This window comes from Bacillus sp. AFS029533, assembly GCF_002585125.1.
Classification (GTDB): Bacteria; Bacillota; Bacilli; order Bacillales; family Bacillaceae_G; genus Gottfriedia; species Gottfriedia luciferensis_B.
This window is the reverse complement of the sequence record NZ_NUQC01000022.1, coordinates 187,758-210,771: the sequence shown is the minus strand read 5'-3', so window position 1 is coordinate 210,771 and position 23,014 is coordinate 187,758. Positions and strand designations below refer to the sequence as shown.

Sequence of the window (23,014 nt, the reverse complement as noted above, 5' to 3'; positions counted from 1 at the left end):
TAAACCACTCTCAGTCTAATCTACATAAGTTTCCTATAGTTTAACATGAAAAAAGAGATGTTGTTTTTTAGTTCATCATCTGTTTAATTAAATCACGATTTCGTTGTTTAAATACCTCATTATGAGATGAAACCATTGCTGATCCACTAGCTTCTGGTTGAATATATTGCTTCGCTTTATTAACAGCATTTGCGGCATCTTGAAATGCACCAGCAATTAATTGCAACTTTCCTTCATGCATAAGAATATCTCCAGCTGCGTAAATCCCTTCAATCGAAGTTTCACTCGTTGTATTCCCTTTAATATAGAAATCTTGAATCATTTCTACTTTTATTTCACTGTTATTTAATAAAGAAGTATCTTGTTCATAACCGTGGTTTATGATTACTTCATCAATTGCCAAATGAGATACTTCACCAGTTTCATTATTTGTCAGTTCAACCTTTTCTATTTCTTCATGGTTTTCACCAGCAATTAGTTTCGTAATAGATGTATTGAAAAGACATTCAACTGAACTATTCATTAATTGGGAGACTTGTGCTTCATGACCTTTTAGTGCATCTTTTCGGTAAGTTAAATAAACTTTCTTAGCAATTGGCTCTAACTCATTAGCCCAATCAATTGCAGAGTTACCACCACCAGAAACGATTACAGTTTTATTTTGGAAATGTTTAAGTGATTTTACTGTATAGTTTAAATTTGAAACCTCGAATCTTTCTGCACCATCTATTTGAAGTTTTGTTGGGTTTAATATACCGCTTCCAACTGCAACAATAACTGTTTTAGAATAATGTATTTGGCCTGAAGCTGTATGTAAAACAAAAATGCCATTATCGTCACGAGTGATTGTGTCTACTTTTTCATTTAACACAACAGTCGGATCAAACGTTAATCCTTGCTGAACAATTTGTCCGATAAATCTCTCGCCAGGGATTGGTGGTTGTCCTCCAACATCCCAAATCACCTTTTCAGGATAACAATGAACTTTACCGCCTAATTCAGATTGAAATTCTATAATTTTTGTTTTCATTTCTCGTAAACCACTATAAAAGGCAGAGTAAAGTCCAGCAGGACCTCCTCCGATTACTGTTACATCATAAAGATCGTTCATATTCATTATGTTCTCACTCCAGAAGATTCTGTCATTGATTATCATTCTCAGTAAAATATAAACCATTTATGAGAATTTTTCAATGATTTCACTAAAAATTAATATTGACAATATTAGTAAATGGACTTATATTAACCTAGTAACATTAATTGATAATAATTATCATTATCATTAACGGTTTGAATATTAAATGAATGGAGGTCCGTTTATGGTTCGGTTATATACTAATGAATTGACCATTGGTTATGGTGATCGTTCTCTTGTAAAAGACCTTAATATAAAAATTCCGGATAAACAAATTACAACAATCATCGGTTCAAATGGTTGCGGTAAATCGACTCTTTTGAAGGCGGTTACAAGAATAATCTCTCATCAATCCGGAACGATTATTTTAGATGGAGAAAACATTGCTTCAAAGAATACTAAAATACTAGCTAAAAAAATGGCGATTCTTCCTCAAACACCTTAAACCTTCTTAATTTAAATGAGCCTGTTGCAATCGGGGTAGGGGTCTCATTAGAAAAGGAAAGAATTGTTTTAATGTTAGCAGCAGTTGCATTAGCAGCATCTGCTGTTTCAGTAACAGGAGGAATTGCGTTTATCGGATTAATGGCACCACATATTGCTAAGAGTTTAGTTGGCCCAAGAAATCAATTATATATAACCATTGCAATATTAATTGGTGGATTATTACTATTAGTTGCCGACATAATCGGAAGAAACTTAGTCGATCCAGAAGGAATACCAGCAGGGATTATAGTAGCCTTAATCGGTGGACCTTACTTTGTATATTTAATTTTAAAAAAGGCTTAATTAAGAGAAAAAGACATTGTGAACAACTCAAATCGTTCATACAATGTCTTTTTTATGTTTAAACAGTTAATTCTTCATTGAAGTATTTAATTTGTCCGTCTTTTAAAGATTGAATACGAGCAAGAGATTCAACTCGATAACCACGATCACGTAGAATCTTTCCGCCATCTTGGAATGATTTTTCAATTACGATTCCAAATCCAATTGTTTCTGCCTTCGCTTGTTCCATGATTGAAAGTAATCCAAGAGCTGCCTGTCCGTTTGCTAAGAAGTCGTCTATTATTAAAACTTTATCGCCTTCTTCTAACCATTTATGAGAAATTGAAATTTCATTTTCTTCTTTTTTTGTAAATGAATATACTTTAGCAGTATAAACATCTTGCTGCATTGTGATCGACTTTTTCTTACGTGCAAAAACTAGAGGGACATTTAAAGCAAGTGCTGTCATTAGCCCAGGTCCGATACCTGAAGATTCTATAGTAACTACCTTTGTTATTTTTTCTTCAGAAAATAAACGCGCAAATTCTTCTCCAATTTCTTTCATTAAAACAGGATCCATTTGATGATTTAAGAAAGCATCCACTTTTAATACATCATTTGCTAAAACGATTCCTTCTTGTTCAATTTTTTTTAGTAATAATTCCATAATGATCCCCCTTAATCTAAACAAAAAACTCAAAACATGTACTTCACTGTAAAAATGAGTGAAGTAACACATTTTGAGTCTTTGATTCGCTAGAGCTAAAATGTCTGATGTGTTACCACTCATAGTCGGTAAATTTACGGTTAACCGGTAGAAACTTGTGAGCCATATCCTCACTATTATACGAGTGAAATTTATAATTTTAATGAAACTATAACATGTTAATAGATTCTGGTCTAGCAATTAATAGGTGTAAATTATTAGCATTATTGAATACTACTTAATACAGTTTACAAATAAACTTGGTGAATTCCTTTATTAAATCCTGGTCATAAACGGTACCACTTAGTTTTTGAATTTTTTTTAACGATATTTCAATTGAACATTTTTTTCTATAAGAACGATCATGGGTTAATGCATCAAAACTATCAACTATTCTAATTATTTTCGAATTAAAATCAATTTCGTTACTATATAAGCCTTCATAGCCGGTCCCATCAATATTTTCGTGATGATAACGTACAGCATTTAAAATATCATTATGATATGATAAATTTTTTAATAAATCATGCCCATAAATTGTGTGATTCTTCATTAGATTCCACTCGAAATCAGTAAGAGGACCTCTTTTTGTAACAATTGAATTTGGTATTTTTAGCTTACCAATATCATGTACATAACCAATAAAATGTAATTGATTGGTTTGACGTAAAGTGAGATCTAAATATCTACTGAATTTATAAGATAATTCACCTACACGCATCCCGTGTAAAAAAGTATCATGATCAAGCTGCCTTAATAGTTCAACTAGCTCATTTGTGACGAATGTTGACCTTTCTTTTATCATAAAATCACCTTTGAATGCTTATTCAAAATAAAATTTATTTTAATAAATGGGCGATATGATTAATATCGCGTTGTGAAAGAGTAGAACTAATTACCGCAATTGGAACAATTTCGATATCAATTTGAAAATCAGCAATGATAAAGTCCAAACGTAATTCACTAATCGTTTCAGGACTCAGTTCGCCGTTTTGGAGTTCAACAAATTGTATTTTATCTCTAAATTCTTTTATGAGTTTAGTTGTTATATACTGTCTTACACCATAACCTTCAGAACTTAACAGTAGTACCCTTTTTTTCACTAATGATAATTTAATGATGATTGCTTGAATATTTAATGTGATTTTAGCAATTACTTCATTATTTACTTCTGGGTATGAAAAGTAATTGCACCAATTGTGAAATACAGTTTTTACTTTATAAAATAACTCTGGATAACGCTTTTTAACGTATTCGGAAATGAGAGAAGATCGTTCAATTCTACCGTTTAAAAAAAGAACTAGGGAAAATGCTTTAAATTGTTTTTGAAGAGTGAGAATAAAATCATTATGATCATGTAATTTTATACTAAGCTTTTTTTCGAGCATCGTAACGAGCTCGTGTAATTCTATATATTGTTTTTCTGATTTATTATGGTAGCTACTTATAATTTTATCTTGAGGTTCATTATCGCTAGAAAAATAAGGGGATGCAGATATCATTATAGAAAGAGCGTTTAGTTCATTTAATGGAATTGATACTTTATAAATATTTTCTAGCTGTATGCAAATATCAGTTGCAACTGAAAAAAACTTTGAATCCTTAATATTATTAGAAGGATTTAAATCCAATTGTATATCTCGGTCAATTCTTTGAAGCATCGTACCAACATAATAAATATATTTATCTAGAGTAGGTGGAAATAAAAATAAATTATTTTTTTCTGCTGATTTTGTCACTACTTTTTTTATAATAGAAAACGATAGAGAATCATAAGGCCATTTATTAGTATGGGAATATAGACCATACAATACGTCACAGCATAAGATTCTTTTTTGAAACTCATTACCTACAATTTCAAGTGGTGCACGCTTCAAAATTAAATTATACGACTTCAATAAGTTGTCTACTCGTTCGAGAATTTTATAAACAGTATTGTGATGCGTATATAAGACTTTTCCTAAATCACTAATGTGTTCAATTTCTTTTATTAGAATAAACATGATTACCTGAAGCGATAAAGAATTCTTAACAAAAAGTGAACGAACTTGATCAAGCGATGAATTAATTGGATTATTTATATAAATACCTTTTCCTTTTATCGTTTCAATATGCCATCCTTCTGGGAATGTGGAATTGATAATTTGTATATCAGTTCGAATTGTTTTCTCAGTGCAATTTAAATTTTTAGCAAGCTCCTCTGTTTTGAACCATTTTTCTTGACTACTTAAAATATCGATTAAGTGTAATCTTCTTATACTCGCCTTATCCATCTCATCTCCTACTTTGATCTAAATTAATATTTTTACTAACATAAATAAACTAACTAATTTTGTGATAACAATCACAAAAAGTGTTGTTGAGATAATGTTTTCAAAATTATTTTAAACTTAGATGATGAATATGCATATGACTATTTTTACCGTTAAAAACGGTAATAAATATTTATTAATCTGCAATCTTCTTATATCTACCGAAGGGCATACATCTACTCATGAATTTTTATATATTATCTGTTTTTACCTATCAAAACGGTAAAAAAGAGTATTTGAAACGTTAATAAGCAAGGCTATAATTTATTTTGAAAAGGAATCCGTTTAATTTGTAAACGGATGTGATCATGGCTGTTCCTCTAAATGGGGAGATGAGGAGGGAATTGATGGGGATCGTGTTACTTTTTTTTATCCTAGGAAAACTTTTGCTAGTTCAGTCTATGTTACATAGCCGAATTACTTTATTAGGATTATTATTTAGTATTTTTATTGTTGTTTTGCTATATTTACTTCCAATCTTTTTAGAATTCAATAAAAGAGAACGATCTATTGGTTATAGTTTTACTTCATTAGTGGTTGGATTTATATTGTTAATCTGTACGGTTTATGAAAGATATGCTGTGTTTGTATTTTCTACTCTTGATCAAACTGAAGAAATCTCCAATACAATATTCTCGTTTTTTATGATAGGGGACTTACTTTTCATTTTTGATTTTCTATTATTACTATACCTCATACTATTCAAAGTACTTAAAATAAAGCCAGCGAAATTAATTTTTGGAAAAGAAATCAGGAGAAATAAAAAAGCAATTAAAAAGAATGTATTTTCATATTCACCCCTTAATAACATTAAACTTAATGAAGATTAAGGAATACTGATTTTAATGATGAAAAAGTATAGAAAAAAATGAAAGACGTACAAAGAACCTCACTTTTGATGTGAGGTTTTTTTGCACTTTCAATCAGTTCAAAATTGTACTAATGAGTAATAAATTGGGCAATTGAATCGGTAACAATGCCCAAGCACTCGACATATTTTGTTGTTGAGAGTCTGCGTTTTAGTAGATTCAAATTAGGGAATCGTATTTATTTTTTATAAGTACGTTATGTTTTTATTCGCTTTCAAATTTTATGTCGGAGGTTATAAAAATGTATGATTTTCAAAGAGAGCTTCAAGAATTAAACGTTGGACAGTTTCAATCAAGTCAAGTAGTTCCATGGGATTATAATCAGTATCAAACTCAAGATGTACGTATGTGCTTTGGTATTTTCCCTTTTTTTAGTTGCTTTGGATGTGGAGGTTGCTTTGGATGTGGAGGCTGTGGAGGCTGTTTCCGTTGCGGAGGCTGCGGTCACTGCGGTCGCTGTCACCGTTAATTGTAATGTTTCATAAAAACTATTTGTCCATTTAGACAATAAACCCCTACTTAATTTATGTAGGGGTTTTACTAGTTATGTTATGACATAAGGAATACATAAAATACATAGGATTATGAAGAAAGTATTTATGCTATTCAATGTACAACTCACTGGATCGAAGGGGTTGAAAAGGATGTCAAAATTGAATCCATCTACACGGCTAAAGGTTAATCGAGATACTTTTTTTGTACCTGATTCGAATGGAGGTGTCTATTTTAGGAATAATTTAAGTTCATTTCGTATGGAAGGTGCTTCTGTTTATCAGTGGATCGAAAAGTTACTTCCTATGTTTAACGGTGAACACTCAATAGGAAGTTTAACAAATGGTTTGCCAGACCAATACCGAGATCGAGTTTATGAAATTGGTGAGACTTTATATAAAAATGGTTTTGCACGAGACATAAGTAAGGATCATCCACATCAATTATCTGAAGATATTCTAAATAAGTATGCGAGTCAAATTGAGTTTTTAAATTGTTTTGGGGATTCTGGTTCCTATCGTTTTCAAACTTATCGTCAATCCAAGATATTGGCAATTGGTTCTGGAACAATTGTCACTTCGCTAGTTTCAGCATTATTAGAGTCGGGGTTAGCGAAATTCCATCTTTTAATAACGAATACTGAAAATACAGATAAAAAACGAATAAAAGAAATTGTAGACAACGCACGTAGGACAGATCATGAAGTCGAAGTTGAATTAATTAAGAGAAAGAAGCTTTCATTACAAGAGATTGTTTCTACTTTTGATTCGATTTTGTATGTATCAGAAGATGATCATGTTTATGAACTTAAAATGCTCAATGAGATTTGTAAAAGAGAGAAAAAGAGATTTATCCCAGCAATTTCTTCGCAAAAGATTTGTATGGCCGGGCCACTAGTGACATCAAGTTCTGAAGCTTGCTTCGAGTCGGCATGGAGAAGTGTGCATCAAAACATACTCTGTGAAGAAGGAACCAACCAACCATTGTCTTTGATGACATCAGCAATGTTGGCAAATATAATGGTGTTCGAGTTATTTAAGGATATTACAAAGTCACGCGAAACAGAAAAGAATAATCAGGTTTATATTATTAACCAAGAGACGTTAGAGGGCAGTTGGCACTCATTCTCACCTCATCCACTAGTGACTGGAAAAGCGAAAGCTAAAATAGTTCATAATTTTGAGGAAAAGTTAGAGCAAAACAAACCTAGAGGAGATCTAAGTAAGTTAATAACTTACTTAGGGCAGTTCAATTCACAAGAAACTGGATTATTTCACGTTTGGGATGAGGGCGAATTAAATCAACTTCCATTAGCTCAATGTCGGATACAAGTAGTAGATCCTCTGACAGAAGGTCCAGTAAAACTATTAACGAGTACGATTTGTACTGAATTAACTCATGAAGAAGCACGAAGAGAGGCGGGACTTACTGGAGTTGAAATGTATGTATCTCAAATAGCGAGTCAACTTATTAAGAATTCTGAGTCTGATGTTGTAGAGTGTATTGAACCTGGGGAATACATCGCAATCGCTACTGGTCAAACTTTTTCAGAAAGTATTTGTAGAGCACTACAAAAATATTTGTCTGAAGAGCTTAATAAACAAACGAGTGATCATAAAAATCATATTCAAGAAATTAAAGCGATAAAAATTGAAGATAATTGTGCTCAATTTTATTTACAAACATTAAATACAATACATGAATCTCCAAAAATAGCATTAGGAAAAGAGATATGTGGCTTTCCAGTAGTCTGGGTTGGTACAGAAAAAGGCTGGTATAGAAGTGTTGGATTAAATATAACAATGGCCTTACAAGATGCACTAAAACAAGTTCTAAAGGAGTCACAAAATAAGATTCAATTAATTGCATCAACAGCTATTCAAAGTTCGTTAGTTATAGTGGAAGAAAAGCAAATACCCGAAATGATTATTTCTCAATCTAATCGTGCTCAACATACTGATTTATTAATCGCGGCTATAGATATTTTAAAACAGAAAAATATGGAATTACAAACATTGGAGTTTATGCTTGAATCGATTAATGTAGATGAACTAGCGGGAGTTTATGGTGTCTTGTTAAGAGAGGTGAGCTCAACTTGATTTCAACGGTTACCATTTTTGGAGAGGGATTATTAAGTAAGTACACATCCGAAATTCTTTTAAACAAATATAAAGTAGTTCTACAGAAAGATTTAGAGTTTCAGATTTCCGAGGATACTAGTTTAATACTTATTTTGGATGATGCATGGAACCCTAAGATTTATGAAAAAGCAGATGAAAAGTTAAGGATCGGAACAGTTCCATGGTTACGTGCTTGTGTATCATTTGGGGAGGGTGTAATCGGACCTTTAGTACATCCAGGTCAAAAAGGATGTATAAAGTGTGCAGATTTTAGACGTTTAATGGCTGGTAGAGAGCGCAGAGAAATGCTAGAAATAGATTATCAGTTAGTAGAAGGTGATGGAGTATCGGATGATGTATGGGGTACAAGAACGGGACTTTTACAAATGGCTTACTTAATTTCAGCTGAAGTAGAAAAATTTATGAATGGTAAAGAAACTCGTCTAGAGGAACGTATTTTTTTACTAAATATGAAAACACTCAAGAGCTCTAATCACTTTTTTTTACCGAATCCTTTATGTCCAATTTGTGGTGAATTAGAAGACGATACTTCTGATTCTGCTATTATCTCACTTGAGCCTAGTATGAAAGTTTCTCCAACTAGCTATCGTAGTCGCTCAATGGATGAATTAAAAAAAGTGTTAGTTAATGACTATTTAGGTCAAAAGACTGGATTTTTAAATGGAAAGGCATTTGATCTAACCACGCCATTTGCAGATGTAGTCGTAAACCTACCGTTACTCCAAGGGGATGAAGGAACAGCGGGACGTACACTTTCATATGAATCTAGTGAATTAACTGCCATTTTGGAAGGGTTAGAAAGGTATTGCGGCCTCACTCCAAGAGGGAAAAAAACGGTCGTACATGATAGTTATAATAACGTAAAAGATTATGCAATTAATCCTGAAATTGTCGGTACTCATTCGAATGAGCAATATGCTCTGCCGCGTTTTCCATTTAAGAAGTTTAATCCTAAACGGAAGATTGATTGGGTATGGGGCTATTCATTTATGAAGGAAGAGCCTATTCTTGTACCAGAGTTGCTTTCATACTATAGTCTAGGATGTGGACACGGTTTTGTGTATGAAACTTCCAATGGATGTGCATTAGGAGGCAGTTTAGAAGAAGCTATATTCTACGGTATTTTGGAAATTGTTGAACGGGATTCATTCTTAATGACTTGGTATGCTCAGTTGCCCCTTCCTCGACTTGATCCAAAATCGGCTAAGGACCAAGAACTCGATTTAATGATTGAGCGCATGCGTTTGGTTGGCGGATACGATCTTCACTTATTTAATTCGACGATGGAGAATGGAATTCCAAGTATTGTTGCCATTGCAAAAAACCGTAAAGAACATGGTTTAAATCTTATTTGTGCAGCAGGTGCTCATCTTGATCCGGTTCGGGCAGTTAAAAGCGCAGTACATGAATTAGCTGGAATGATGCTAACATTAGATAAAAAGTTTGAAGAAAATTATGCTAAAAATATGAAAATGCTTTTAGACAATAATCTCGTTAAACAAATGGATGATCATGGAATGTTATATGGGTTGCGTCAAGCAGAGGAACGTCTGAAGTTTTTATTAGATGATAACCGCCCATTAAAGACTTTTGAAGAAGAATTTAAGTGGGATACAAACCATCTGGATTTGACGAATGATCTAAAGGATATTCTACAAGTATTTAAACAATTAAATCTTGATGTGATTGTAGTCGATCAAACTACTCCTGAAATCAAAAGAAATGGATTATCTTGTGTAAAAGTCTTAATTCCAGGAATGTTGCCTATGACATTCGGCAATCATCTAAAACGATTGAATGGACTTGATCGAGTGTTAAAAGTTCCTGTTAAATTGGGCTATACGAAGAAGCCGCTAAAGCCGGAGCAGCTCAATCCATATCCGCACCCATTCCCATAAGTGGTGTTCTAGGAGGTCATTTTGGATGAGTTTACAAACATTTCTACACAATCTTCATTTTGATATTGAAAAGACAAATCAATCGGATTGGGAAGTAGATTGGGAGGATGCCCCACTAACTTATAAGCTTTATAAAGATTTACCTACTATTCCACTTTCTCTTAACGTTCCATTATCATTAAAAGAAAAAAGGGACTTAATTGAGCCGAATTTAGACGAAATAGGCTACTTTCTATGGTATGTATATGGAGTAGCACAGGTTGCTCAAACAGCAATAACTTCCGGTTCCAACGAAATGGTTAATATGATGTCTTCAAACCGAAGATTCATCCCTTCTGGTGGAGGACTGTATCCGAATGAAATATATTTATATCTTAAGTCTGACCAAATCTCTTCAGGGATTTATCATTATGATGTTGCTAGACATTGCTTAGTATTATTAAGAGAAGGAAATTTTGATTCTTATGTATCAAGAGCTTTAGGAAATAGATGTGATCTTCCAAAGTGTTTTGGTACTATTTTTATTTCAACAATGTTTTGGAAAAATTTCTTTAAATACAATAACTTTTCATATCGCCTTCAAGGGTTAGATTGCGGTGTGCTAATTGGTCAGATTATAGAGATGGCAAAACGATTTGGGTTTAAAGCGGGAGTATATTACCAGTTTCTAGATCAAGCGATCAACCATTTAATCGGCATAAACGAACGTGAGGAAAGTGTATATGGAGTCATTCCACTTTCTAATGAAGAATCTACCTTAATTTCAAAAGGTAATGTAAAAAGTAAACATTACAATTCTATCGATTTAAGTAAAGAGCTTCAAACAGTTTCTCATAAATATTTAGTAAAATCGAAAAAGATTAAAGAGTTCCCGATGCTAATTAAACTGAATAAAGTATCGATGATTGAATCGACTCAAACATTTAGAAATGTTGATGAAGCTGTTGATGATTTAGATGAAAGGAATCGAATAATATTACCTAAAGTGGGTCGTCTATCTTATGATTTAGCTACTATATGTAAAGAACGGTTTTCACCTGAACTTGACTTTGTTTTTCGACCTATTAGTCAAAAAAACCTAGCAACACTACTGAAAGAGGCAACAGCATCCTTCTCATATATAAATGATTTAGATGGATCCTTTAAAAATAATAATAACCGTCCAAAATTATATTTATGTTTGTATAACGTTGAAGGCATTAACAATGGTGCTTATTATTATGATGATCATACCCATACGCTAGTACAAACTAAATTAGGCGATCATCGTATGCAACTCCAATATGGAATGAATGCCCATACCGTTAATTTATTCCAAGTACCAATTTGTATACATGTAGTGGGAAATATGGAGCATATAAAATCGACTCATAGTTATAGAGGCTATCGAATCCAACAGATGGAAGCTGGCATAATGGTTCAACGTTTACTAATAGCTGCATCAGCATTAGGATTAGGTGGGCATCCACTACTTGGATATAATGTGAAATTATGCGATGAGCTATATCAATTAGACGAAATAGGAAAAACAAGTTTAATTCAAATTCCAATAGGTCATTATCGGAATCGGCCTTGGTTAAAAGGAAATTTGCATAGTTAATAAAACTTAAAAAGTTTAAATTAAAAACAAGAATACTTTCTGGGTATTCTTGTTTTTTTTTGTTCCAGTTTATAACATATTTATTTGACGGTGTAATTAAGCAAATTGAATCCACAAAACCCAATAGTGGCATGGGTTAAATACTCAATCGACATTTATTCGACATACAAAAGTCTCGGAAATTAGAATGAATAGTACTTTTGACTTAAATTTATATAGTATAATTAATTTTGTTGTTATTTAAATATAAAAAAACCTTCCGAAAAGAAGGTTTATTATTTTATACTTCAGTGTGTAAATTCTTAGATGAATCAGTCTTTTTAGTGAATATTCTCCTAAAGATTATACTTTATTAAATTATATTAAAAAAACTTTAAAGTTGTTTTAAATACTATTTATTAACATAACATATAATTAAAAAAAATGTCAGATTATAAAACTTTTTGTATAATTAAATCGTCTATTTTTAGTAAAACAAATTTAACTATTTTTCTCGTTAGCTTTTGTTTAATCTTAAACGTTGATTATTAGTAGTTTGATTAAAAGAATTCGTGACGATACTAGAATAAAAAATAACTTTATTAATCATCTATCAAATACTTACGACAAACAAACAATTAAAAAAACGATAAAAGGTATAGAAATTATAGGAGGAGAAAACCATTGTCCAGAGCTATGAAAAATCGTAGAAAAAAACCAATTATAGGGATCGCAATTTCCTTAGTTTTAGTAGCTGGAGTTGCAGGTACTCTTTATGAACAAAACAAAGAACCTAAAACGATTGTGATTAAAAAGGATGCTAAGGTTAAAAATGACATTGTACTAAATTTTCCAGATTATTATAAAACTACAAAAGAAGACGAATCTGGATTATTAGAAGTGTTAAACGTTGATTCAAATTTAGTTTTAGTTAATAAAGATCGAAAGTTACCAGATGGTTATGAACCTAACGATCTTATCTATCCATCAATACCACTAAATGGGGCAGTAAAAGAAAAAACTAGAATGAGAAGTGAAGCTGGACATGCATTAGAGAAGTTATTTGCTGGTGCAGCTGCGGATGGCTATACATTAACAGCAATTTCTGGATACCGTTCGTATGATCGACAAGTTGCTTTATACAATAATTATATTTCTGTACACGGTGAGGCGTGGACTAAGGCATTCAGTGCATACCCAGGAACGAGTGAACATCAAACTGGACTAGCGATAGATGTTTCATCACCGGCATTTGGTAATGCTTTAGAAGTAGGTTTTGCCAAAACACCTGAAGGAACATGGCTAGCAGAGCATGCACATGAATACGGCTTTATTATTCGTTACCCAGAAGATAAAGTAGATATAACAAAATATCACTATGAACCATGGCATATTCGATATGTTGGTAAAGATTACGCTACTTATTTATATACGAATCATCTTGCACTTGAAGAAGCGATGCCAGCTAAAAAATAATAATAACAAAAAGGCATGTCCCATTAATATGAGACATGCCTTTTACTATCTATTACTGATTGATTAAAGTATTTGCCATACCTAGTGCTTTACGGGTTTGTTTGCGTTTAAAATAATAGTTAAACAATTCTTTTTCCGAATGATTGATTAGATAAGCGAATCCTAGTTTTTTAAAAAATGGTAATGAATGCTCCGCCAAAAATTGGTGGTATTCTTGTTCTTTTTCTAAGATTAAAAAGTCTAATAAGATGAATAAATTGATAAAAAGTTTGTCATTTTTTTTGGAAGCAATATCAAATCCTTTACCTACATACTGTAGTAATTCGCCTTTAGGTAATAGTTCTCCAAAATAGGAACTTCGTATATAGCCTTCTAGGGAAAGTAAATATGGTATAGAATTGGTATCCTTCAATTTCATAGACTCAAAATAGTATTTTTTTGCTAACTCATAATTTTTTCTTCGATAATATTCAAAGGCTAAATTATGATATACCCTTGCTTTTCGGTCTGATGATCTACAAATTTCGCAGCTTTGGATTAAGTTTTCAAATCTTTTAATCGTCTCTGAAAATTCTTCATTATCCTTAATTTGTATAAGCATAAGCATTTCGGAGTCGATAACCCGAAGATAAGAATTAATACTTTTGAAATACTGTCGGGCTTTATCAGCATAAAAGTAAGCCATAACAGGTAAATCGTTAGAATGGTAAGCAGAAGCTAAGTGATAATAATATTCCTCATTTGCATATTCTTCATTATTAATTTTCTTTAAAACTTGAATGGCAAGTAAAGGTTCATGATTCGTTAAGTGATAAATACCTTGAACATGTCTAAAAAGATTTACTTCATAAGGCGATAATTTGTGCTTTATTTTTTTTATTTCATTAATGAGTTCTTTTGCTTCATTCATTAAATTCTTCATTAATAAATATCTGATGCGAAGTAATTTATATTGATTAACATAATTTGAAATTTGAATTAACTCTTCTTGCTCAAGTTCTAAGTTGATTTCTTCTATTTCGTCAATTAGCTGCATTGCAATAGACTGCTGCCAACTATTTATACGCATCTTAATATTTTTTAATTTTAAAATCTCATTTTCGATTTTTATTCCAAGTCGAACCGATAGTAGGGCTATAATTTCATTTGCATATTCTGTTTGAGATCTTTCTATTTTACTAATATGCGTACTAGAACAAATTCCTTTCCCTAACTGTTCCTGTGTCATCTGAGATTTTTCTCGATAATATTTTATGATTTTCCCCTCATACATAACAAATTTCTCCCTTTTGTAAACCTTTATATTAATAGTTTGAGCAGTAGAAAACCATCGATTCCCCCAAGTTTATTATAAAAATTTCTATTGAATTTTAATGACTTTCTATTCAAACACAATCAATAATTCAATAAATTTAGTAAAATATGTGACTTTAATTCTAAAAAGTTATGATGATTAATGTCGAAAAAAGGATTATAAACAAAAATTTGGACTGAAATAACCCCCATTTACCACGAAAAATTGCTAAATTACAATTAAATTATTAGATTTATCTAATTATTCTAACTCTAATTTTACATCATTTTTTTAATTGGAGGAATGAATTAGAGCTAGTTTTTTAACTTAATCTAGTAGAAGGAGCGCATCGAAATGAAGATTAGAAATAAGAAAATGCTAAACGTAATGGTAACAAGTGTATTAACTACAAGCTTTTTTACATCTTATTTAATGCCTCAAAAAAAATCTTATGCAACTTCGAACTCTGTTGAATCAATCTTAAAGGGACTGACAGATGAGCAAAGACAATCGATTAAGCGTTTAACTCCTCAAGAAGGCTTTGTGATCGACCCTAGTTTATTATCTTTAAAAGATAAAACTGCAAATATAATTGTTGAACTAAAAACTTCACCAATTGAAAATGGTCAAAATGGGAAATTAAAAGAGTTATCTAAAAGTAAGAAAGAAAAAATTAAAGGTGAACAAGCATTCTTTAAAAAGCGATTAACGGAATTATGGAATAAGAAAAACGAAAAAGTAGAAATAACTCAGCAAGCTAAGGAGAAAACAAATCAGTTTCATATTAAACAATCATTTGAAAATGTATTTAATGGAGTGGCAATGACTATTCCGACTGATCAAATAAATTTGCTTCTTCAAATAGGTGTTGTGAAACGAGTATGGAAGGATAATAAAGTTAGTGTACCAATCAATGAGCTTTCTGTTAATTCTTCTGCTAAAAATAAAAGCGTTCCACCAGCTTTACCACTTATGGGTGTGAATCGTTTACATAACGAGGATATAAATGGACAGGGGATTAAAGTAGGAGTTCTTGATACGGGTATTGATTACAATCATCCGGATTTAAAGGATGTTTATAAAGGTGGTTATGATTTTGTAGATAATGACTCGGATCCAATGGAGTCTACACCTGCAGATCTTGTTGCTTCTGGTGAGCCGGCAGAAATTGATGGTCGTCCATTTGTTACTGAGCATGGAACGCATGTTGCAGGTACGATTGCATCAAACCCACGAAATAATGTTGATTATGCGATGACTGGCGTTGCACCAAATGTTGATTTATATGCATATCGCGTTTTAGGGCATTATGGTTCAGGATATGATTCTTGGATTATTGCTGGTATAGAAAAGGCTGTAGAAGATGGCATGGATGTGATTAATCTTTCTTTAGGAAATAGTAATAATTATTCTTTAGATGCTACAGCAGTAGCGATTAATAATGCAGCTTTGCAAGGAGTAGTGCCCGTTGTAGCAGGAGGTAACGCAGGTCCTACGCCAGGGTCCTTAGGTTCTCCTGGTTCATCACCGTTAGCTATTACTGTTGGAGCAAGCGATGTTCCTACAGATATACCAACTGTACAGACGAGTATAGGGGATGTTTCAGTTAAAAATGAGTTAATGGCTCACGGTTTAGGAAAAGATTATTTAAGTATTCTTGATAAAGAATTGAATGTAGTAGATGTAGGAATCGGTGCAAAAGAGGATTATGTAAATAAAGATGTAAGTGGCAAAGTGGCGTTAATATCACGTGGTACTTTATCTTTTGATGAAAAAATACGCCGTGCTCATGAAAAAGGGGCAGTAGCAGTGTTAATTTATAACAATATAGAAGAAGAGATTCCTTTCTTCTTAGGTGAAAACTTTGGATATGTACCGACCTTTAAAATGAGTCAAGAGGAAGGGAAAAGCATTGTTGATGAACTCAATAAAAATCCGGAAGTTAAACTAAAAATGACAGATTTACAGTCAAATATGACATCTGGTGACGTTTTAGCAGATTTTAGTTCCAGAGGACCTGTAAGTAATAATTTTGATATTAAACCAGATGTTGTGGCACCAGGAGTTTCTATTTTCTCAACGGTGCCAGAATATATTAATAATCCTGGGGAAGAAACGGATTACACCACTAGTTACGCGAGTATGGATGGAACTTCAATGGCTACACCGCATGTTGCGGGTGTAGCTGCATTATTACTACAATCTCATCCAGAATATACTGTTGCCGATGTAAAAGCAGCACTTATGAATACAGCGGATCCATTAAAAGGAAGAACATATAATGTAAACGAAGTTGGAGCTGGACGAGTAGATGCTTATGAGGCAGTTCATAACACGACTTTAGTAGAAGTACAAAATAAAACGTACACATTAGATGAAAATGGGTTTAAAAATCAAATTGATGATGTATCAGGTTCATTACCTTTCGGAAGTATTACACAAACAAGTGAGGAACAAAATCGAACAACATCAATTAGTATTAAAAATTTAAGTAATAATAATGAAACATATCATACAAGAGTAGAATTTTTAACGATCGATGACGTTTCAAAGGATGCTAGTAAAAATAGTGTAAAACTTGATTTACCTTCAAAAGTAACTGTTAATGGGAATGAGAGTGTCAATATAAATGCCAAAGTAACAATACCAAAATCTGCTGAGTTTGGCATATATGAAGGATATATTTATGTAGAAAATGAATCAAAGACACAAGAGTACCAAATACCATTCCACGTGAGATATACGACAAGTGGCTTTGCAAAGGTTGATTTCTTTAAAAATGCAATTACAAGTGACTTAAGTAACTTCCATCCTGATATTCTACCTTTTACACCAGTTACAATAAGATTAAACAGTGAAATGAAAAAAATCGATGTCGTTGTTAGCGATCTATCTGGCAAGCCAATTGGTCTGTATGGTACTTTCGATTTAGATGGTGCAAATGTTGATACAGACTACTTAATCATGTACGGCTTTTCAGGTGATGTAAAATTATTTACAGGTGACCCAAATAAGCCATTATCTTTAGAGTATGAATCATTGGATGAGGGCAAATATATTGTTTCTTATATTGGTACAGATGCAGATGGAAAAACCTATAAAGTAGACAATGATATGGTAATTGATAATACACCTCCAAAAGTAGTATTTGATAAAAAGACAGGCATTAATGAAATTTCCGATGCAGATTTGACAACCGAAACAAACCCAATGGATGGTAAAGACTACAAAGCTTACTGGGTCCACGGTAATGTATACGACGATACAATTGATTATCTAAAAAGTAGGGGACATGATTTAACTCAGGAAGCAAACTCAGTTTATGCTTATCAGGATTCTTCATGGCCGACAGCACAATTTTTCCCAACTAAAAATGGTGACTTTAAATTTGGTGTATTACCAGAAGAGTACGCAAATTATCCTACGAACGTAGCAATTTATACTTATGATTATGCATCAGCAGGAAATCCGGTTTTCCCAGATTTTACGATTATGAATAAAGGTGAGCGATATTCAACAATTAATACAGATTCTAAGGAAGTTACTTTAGGTTCAGAGTTTACAAGTACATTTACGATTCACAATGCAAAGGACTTAACAAGTGCCAATGCGACAATAAATATACCAAACTATTACAAAGTTATGAGTGTAAAGCAATCGAAACAATTAGATGAGTTAATGAAGAAAAATAATTGGAGTATACGCATTGGAAAACCACAAATAACAAAGGATACTTGGTCAAGTATTACGACATTTTCAATTGATATTAAGGATAAAAAGACGAATTTACCAGTAAAAATTAATGGGAATATTGATTTATTAGATATTAATTTAAAGGTTGTGAGCGACCTTAACTATATGAGGGAAAGTGGCTTTTATTATCAAGAGTCAACATATCAAACAAATGAAGGTAATAAGGTTAAGTTACCGACATATGCTAATCGCTTTAAATTCATCGCCCAACATTCAGTTTTAGAAGGGTATTTCCACGGTGAAGCAGTTAACTTTTATAACTACGATTTAGATTATTCGACGTTAGGTGTAAAAGCATATGTTGTAGATAAAAACGGTAAACAATATAAAGCTGATATTTCAGAAAATGGCTATATGACGATCTTTGATATACCAGCAACTGAGGATGATTATACATTCGTAGTTAACATTCCAGGACACTATCAATATAGTAGAAAAATTAAATTAAGTAAAGTAATAGATGGAAAAGTTCAAGGTATAGACTATTTCGCTTATACTGATACTGCAGCAGCAGGAGATATTAATGGTGACAATGTAATCGACATTTATGATGCAAAGCTTATTGCAAATAAAGCTCAGGAAACTGGCGATAAGTTGAAGGAAGATCTAAATAAAGATGGAGTAGTTGATATCCAGGACTTCAATTATGTTGAAAAGAACTTCATGACAACAAACCCATTTTTCCCAACATCTATTAAACCAGTTGAAAAAGCAGGTAAATTAACGTTAGAAGAATTAAAAAAGAAATTTAACTAGAGTGCAAGAACTTTTCCGATAAAAAGCCACAAGGAATTTACCTTGTGGCTTTTAGAATGTTGAAATATAAAATTGTCAATAGGGAAAACGGACATTAAATGAACATATATTAATGAAGAAGTTATCATTTTTTGGATGATCTTTTAATGTATTTAAATGTTAATATGTTTGATTAATTTTATGATTCCAATAACACTAAAAAAGATTTTTTCAGAAGTAAAAAATTAAGAGCTAATTTTTAGAAAAATAAGTTCAATTGATTTGTTTAGTTTAATTAATATTCGATATAAATCGACCTACAAACTGATTTATAAACAACTGTTAGATAACTCTAAGTAAAGGCTTCTTGATTAGAATTTATTGCAGACTTTTTTTTATGAATAAGTTGATTGGAACGGAGGGATGCTCGACTCCTATGGGATTAGCGGGAAGGCTGAGACNNTGGAAATCAACATCACTCTACCCCTTTACGAAAATTTGGTAATTTAATTGAAGGTTGTTTTTCAACAGCGTGAAAGCCACAAGGAATTTACCTTGTGGCTTTTCTCTGTTTTAATTAGATTATTTAAATTTAGTTATAAAAAAATGCACCCCTAACATTCGGGGTGCACTTCAAGTTTGACTTGTGTTCTTTTACCATGTTTCTAATTCAACCGGCGTTACTTCCAAGATTCAATAGCATTTATTAGTAATGACGCAAATACTTTTGCACCATCTGGTTTTAAATGAACGCCATCCGGAGAAAAATATGAATTATGATTGGCGCTAGCACTATACCAGTCTACAACTCTAGTATTTGGGTATTTACTTGAACCTTCCCTTAAAGTTTTATTAACAAACGATTCCCAAGGTCTAGGTACTCGCGTGTTAACAAATAAAATTTTTCGATCTTTTCCAATTAACTCTATAAGAGAAGACATTTGTTTTACGGTAAACGGACCGTTTGTACCTAGCTCTATGACAACAGTACTCCCAAGCGAATTTGTGCTTTTTGCTTGTTGAATAATTGCAGATGCTTCAGTAAATTGTCTTCCAATTTTAGCATTAACCGAAAGAGATGGATATGTTTTTTTAAGTTCAGGAATTGAATTAATAACGATAGAATCTCCTATAATAAATACACTATTGTTTGAAACAACCGGCTTATTCGTTTCAGCAGGTTTATTATTATTAGTATTTGGAGTTTGATTGTTATTTACACCTGGTTTAGAATCTTCAGTTGTTTGACCATTATTATTTTGCTTATTTGTATTGTCAGTAACTGGCTTTTCATCTTTATTTTCTGTTTTTACATCTTTATTTTCTTCTGTTTTTACTTCATTATTTACTGTTTTTTCATCATCATTTTGCTGAATTGGCTTAGTTACCTGTTTATCGTGATCAACTATAGTTGTTGAAGGAGGTTTTTTAGTATCGTTTTTAACAGTTTCAGATGATTGCTTTGATACGGATTGAACTGATTCAATTTCTGAGCTTGCTTTTACATCTTTGGCATCAGGAAGAACAGATAGTCCAAAGCTTGCGATACCAGATAGTAAAATAAACGTGCTTATGATAACAATATGTTTATAAAAGAATTCTTTTAAATTAATATTTCCTGCTAGGAAGTTCTTCCAAAGTATACCTAGTTTACCTTTTCTAATTGGATCTTCAATATAGTGATAGGAAAGTGCTGCAAGAACAAATATTAATGTAATTTGACAAATTGCTCTAAAAAGTGAAATATCGCCAGTGTTAACCTTAGGGGATAATAAAATAATTACAGGGTACTGCCATAAATAGATTCCATATGAACGTAATCCGATCCATTTTAACGGTCTCATTGCTAGAAATCTACCAATCTTACTTGTAGGGTGAGCGAGTGCTGCGATTAGCATTGCAGCAGAAATAGACAATAGGAACATTCCTCCGCGATAAAGGAAACTATCATATTGATTTGTTTTACCGACCATAAGTAGAAAAATAAGTAAACCCGTAATCCCAACTAGATCAATTAAAATCTTTCCAGAGGTTGTAACATTATTTGTAAGTTTTCGGCTAGGCCATACTAATGCTAATGATGCTCCTATTAATAAAGAAAAAGCTCTCGTATCAGTACCGTAATAGACCCTACTAGGATCACTACCCGGATGGAATAATATAGCCATCAGTAATGCAGAAATGATTGCACCAACTATTGTATATAAAAATAGGCGATCTTTATTTTTAATATATTTTAAGCCTAATAAAGTAAGAATTGGCCAAATAATATAAAATTGCTCTTCAACTGCTAACGACCAAAAATGATTTAATATTGATGGATTTGCATAAGACTCAAAGTACGAAAGATGATGGAAAATATACCACCAATTACTGTAATAAAATATTGCAGCTACAGAATCTTGTTTTAAATTTCCGATCATTGATGATTTGAATAATGAAATAAATGCAATGACGATTAGTAGTAAGGTGAACATTCCTGGTAAAAGCCTTTTTGCGCGGCGGTACCAAAAACTTTTTAAGTCGATCCTTTGATTTGTACTCCACTCGGCAATTAATAAATCAGTAATCAAATAACCTGAGAGTACAAAGAATACTGTTACACCTAGGAACCCACCAGAAGCCCAAGGAAAATTTAAGTGATATGCAATGACCGATAAAACTGCTAATGCTCTAAGCCCGTCTAATCCAGCCATATAACGAAACGGTTTATTAGTATTAGACATAAGCAGAACCTCTTCGTTTAAACACCTCATAAACGATTTCTTTTTCGAACAAATGTTGAGCTTTTATAAAATTTAATTTCTTAACCGTCTGAACCGCGAAGTTCATTACTAATTTCCCCTTCCCCTAATTTAACTATTTATGTCAGCCTTCTTTATATATTTGGCTTTTTGTTAAAGTATTTTTAAAAGAGAGCCAAATCTAATCAATTAAGAGTGGCTCTTTTATTCGTTTGTTTAAAAGTTATCTAATATAATGATGCCCAACTAAAACTTTTGAAAGAACGTCAGTTGGAATTGTAAATTCAACAACACCCATATAACCAGGGGCAACTTCATATTTATCAAATGAAATAACAAGCTTATGATCTTTATTTATATAAAAATTTTGATTGTCTTTAATGCTTACGAAAGGATCGATTGAATAGTCAAGATTTGCCTCCGGTATCCAGTATACCTTACTTCCATCTTTTTTCATCTGCTCTTTCATTTGTTCTTTAATGTTTTCACTAATTATTTTTACATATGATTTATCTTTAAAAAGAATAGGTAATGACAATAAAATTTCCTTTTTCTTGTCAATTGTGTCAAATTTCATAGTTGTTGAGGAAGAAGCAGCAGTATTAACAACATATCTTTCAATCGACAATATGTCCTCATTATCTGTTTTAACTTCATAACCACTATCAATTCCTAAGTGTGCACCAGAATCTTTTTTTACAGATTCTGTTTCTTTCATAAATTGATCATATAGCTTCTTATTTTCTTCTAAGTATTTTTTGTTTAAGCTTTGCTCTAAATCTTTATTTTTTAAATTTTTAACGGCTGGGACTTTTAAATCTGCCTTATAGGTTGGCTCATCTACAGTATATTCAGTAAAAGTTAGTACATTAACAACATTTCCAAGTATTGGAACATTTGATAATGTCTTTGCAAAAGTCGAACTAGTATTAATTGATAAAACAAATAGCGCAGCAGTAAAAAAACCTGTAATTGACTTTAGAGGGAATCTTTTTTGTATGGAACGTTTAATTGCTTTTTTAACAATAATGTCCAAATTATCAGGGATAGGGACATTTTTATAGTCCGATCTTAATTTTTCTAATTTTTTATCCAACTAATTGGCCTCCCAA

General features: G+C 32.1%; 14 protein-coding genes, 2 pseudogenes and 1 riboswitch. Of the genes and pseudogenes, 9 read left to right on the top strand and 7 right to left on the bottom strand.

Translation table 11 applies throughout. The annotated features are described in order from the left end of the window. Nucleotides 1-67 precede the first annotated feature (67 nt). On the bottom strand, nt 68-1,117 hold the full coding sequence (locus COE53_RS14115) for an NAD(P)/FAD-dependent oxidoreductase (RefSeq protein ID WP_069032720.1): 1,050 nt from the start codon (nt 1,115-1,117) through the stop codon (nt 68-70). Between the two features lie 202 nt (nt 1,118-1,319). Between COE53_RS14115 and COE53_RS14110 the strand changes: the two are divergent. Beyond that, nucleotides 1,320-1,577, top strand: a pseudogene (locus COE53_RS14110) (ATP-binding cassette domain-containing protein); the annotation flags it as partial. Further along, a pseudogene (locus COE53_RS14105) lies at nt 1,568-1,924 on the top strand (iron chelate uptake ABC transporter family permease subunit); the annotation flags it as partial. The pseudogenes COE53_RS14110 and COE53_RS14105, both read left to right, overlap by 10 nt. A 58-nt stretch (nt 1,925-1,982) precedes the next feature. Here COE53_RS14105 and COE53_RS14100 read toward each other — a convergent pair. From COE53_RS14100 to COE53_RS14090, 3 genes are all read right to left on the bottom strand, one after another. Continuing rightward, nucleotides 1,983-2,570, bottom strand: a complete 588-nt coding sequence (locus COE53_RS14100; RefSeq protein WP_025568682.1) for a xanthine phosphoribosyltransferase — start codon at nt 2,568-2,570, stop codon at nt 1,983-1,985. A 102-nt stretch (nt 2,571-2,672) separates the two neighbouring features. Continuing rightward, nucleotides 2,673-2,774: riboswitch (purine riboswitch) on the bottom strand. 73 nt (nt 2,775-2,847) lie between these two features. Beyond that, on the bottom strand, nt 2,848-3,414 hold the full coding sequence (locus tag COE53_RS14095) for an HD-GYP domain-containing protein (RefSeq protein WP_025568683.1): 567 nt from the start codon (nt 3,412-3,414) through the stop codon (nt 2,848-2,850). 34 nt (nt 3,415-3,448) lie between these two features. Beyond that, nucleotides 3,449-4,882: a BglG family transcription antiterminator gene (locus COE53_RS14090; protein WP_098948303.1), complete on the bottom strand. Its 1,434-nt coding sequence runs from the start codon at nt 4,880-4,882 to the stop codon at nt 3,449-3,451. A gap of 386 nt (nt 4,883-5,268) precedes the next feature. On the opposite strand from COE53_RS14090, the gene COE53_RS14085 reads away from it, so the two are divergent. The 6 genes from COE53_RS14085 to COE53_RS14060 all read left to right on the top strand — a co-directional run bounded on the left by COE53_RS14085 (nt 5,269) and on the right by COE53_RS14060 (nt 13,376). Next, nucleotides 5,269-5,751: a hypothetical protein gene (locus tag COE53_RS14085; RefSeq protein ID WP_025568685.1), complete on the top strand. Its 483-nt coding sequence runs from the start codon at nt 5,269-5,271 to the stop codon at nt 5,749-5,751. 280 nt (nt 5,752-6,031) lie between these two features. After that, nucleotides 6,032-6,259, top strand: coding sequence for a heterocycloanthracin/sonorensin family bacteriocin (locus COE53_RS14080; RefSeq protein ID WP_025568686.1), 228 nt, complete (start codon nt 6,032-6,034; stop codon nt 6,257-6,259). A 175-nt stretch (nt 6,260-6,434) separates the two neighbouring features. After that, the gene (locus tag COE53_RS14075) at nt 6,435-8,381 is read left to right on the top strand and encodes a putative thiazole-containing bacteriocin maturation protein (protein ID WP_098948302.1); all 1,947 of its coding nucleotides are present in this window, start codon (nt 6,435-6,437) and stop codon (nt 8,379-8,381) included. Next, a complete protein-coding gene (locus tag COE53_RS14070; RefSeq protein WP_098948301.1) occupies nt 8,378-10,321 on the top strand; it encodes a TOMM precursor leader peptide-binding protein in 1,944 nt (647 codons plus the stop codon). The genes COE53_RS14075 and COE53_RS14070 overlap by 4 nt, the downstream gene beginning before the upstream one ends. A 25-nt stretch (nt 10,322-10,346) precedes the next feature. Continuing rightward, nucleotides 10,347-11,921 (top strand): SagB family peptide dehydrogenase, encoded by a 1,575-nt coding sequence (locus COE53_RS14065; protein WP_025568690.1) that lies wholly within the window; start codon nt 10,347-10,349, stop codon nt 11,919-11,921. A gap of 675 nt (nt 11,922-12,596) precedes the next feature. After that, nucleotides 12,597-13,376: a M15 family metallopeptidase gene (locus tag COE53_RS14060; RefSeq protein WP_069032792.1), complete on the top strand. Its 780-nt coding sequence runs from the start codon at nt 12,597-12,599 to the stop codon at nt 13,374-13,376. A 52-nt stretch (nt 13,377-13,428) separates the two neighbouring features. Here the strand turns inward: COE53_RS14060 and COE53_RS14055 are convergent, their stop codons facing one another. Then, entirely contained in the window at nt 13,429-14,649 is a 1,221-nt protein-coding gene (locus tag COE53_RS14055) for a helix-turn-helix domain-containing protein (protein ID WP_025568692.1), read from the bottom strand. A 375-nt stretch (nt 14,650-15,024) separates the two neighbouring features. Between COE53_RS14055 and COE53_RS14050 the strand changes: the two genes are divergently transcribed. Beyond that, complete coding sequence (locus tag COE53_RS14050; RefSeq protein WP_098948300.1) at nt 15,025-19,179, top strand: S8 family serine peptidase; 4,155 nt, start codon at nt 15,025-15,027, stop codon at nt 19,177-19,179. 659 nt (nt 19,180-19,838) lie between these two features. On the opposite strand, the gene COE53_RS14045 is transcribed toward COE53_RS14050, so the two are convergent. Both COE53_RS14045 and rsiV read right to left on the bottom strand, forming a co-directional pair. Next, on the bottom strand, nt 19,839-21,884 hold the full coding sequence (locus COE53_RS14045; protein ID WP_098948299.1) for an acyltransferase family protein: 2,046 nt from the start codon (nt 21,882-21,884) through the stop codon (nt 19,839-19,841). Nucleotides 21,885-22,125: 241 nt separating this feature from the next. Next, nucleotides 22,126-22,998 carry an anti-sigma-V factor RsiV gene (gene rsiV, locus COE53_RS14040; RefSeq protein ID WP_069032726.1) on the bottom strand — a complete coding sequence of 291 codons (873 nt, stop codon included), beginning with the start codon at nt 22,996-22,998 and terminating at the stop codon, nt 22,126-22,128. Nucleotides 22,999-23,014 lie beyond the last annotated feature (16 nt).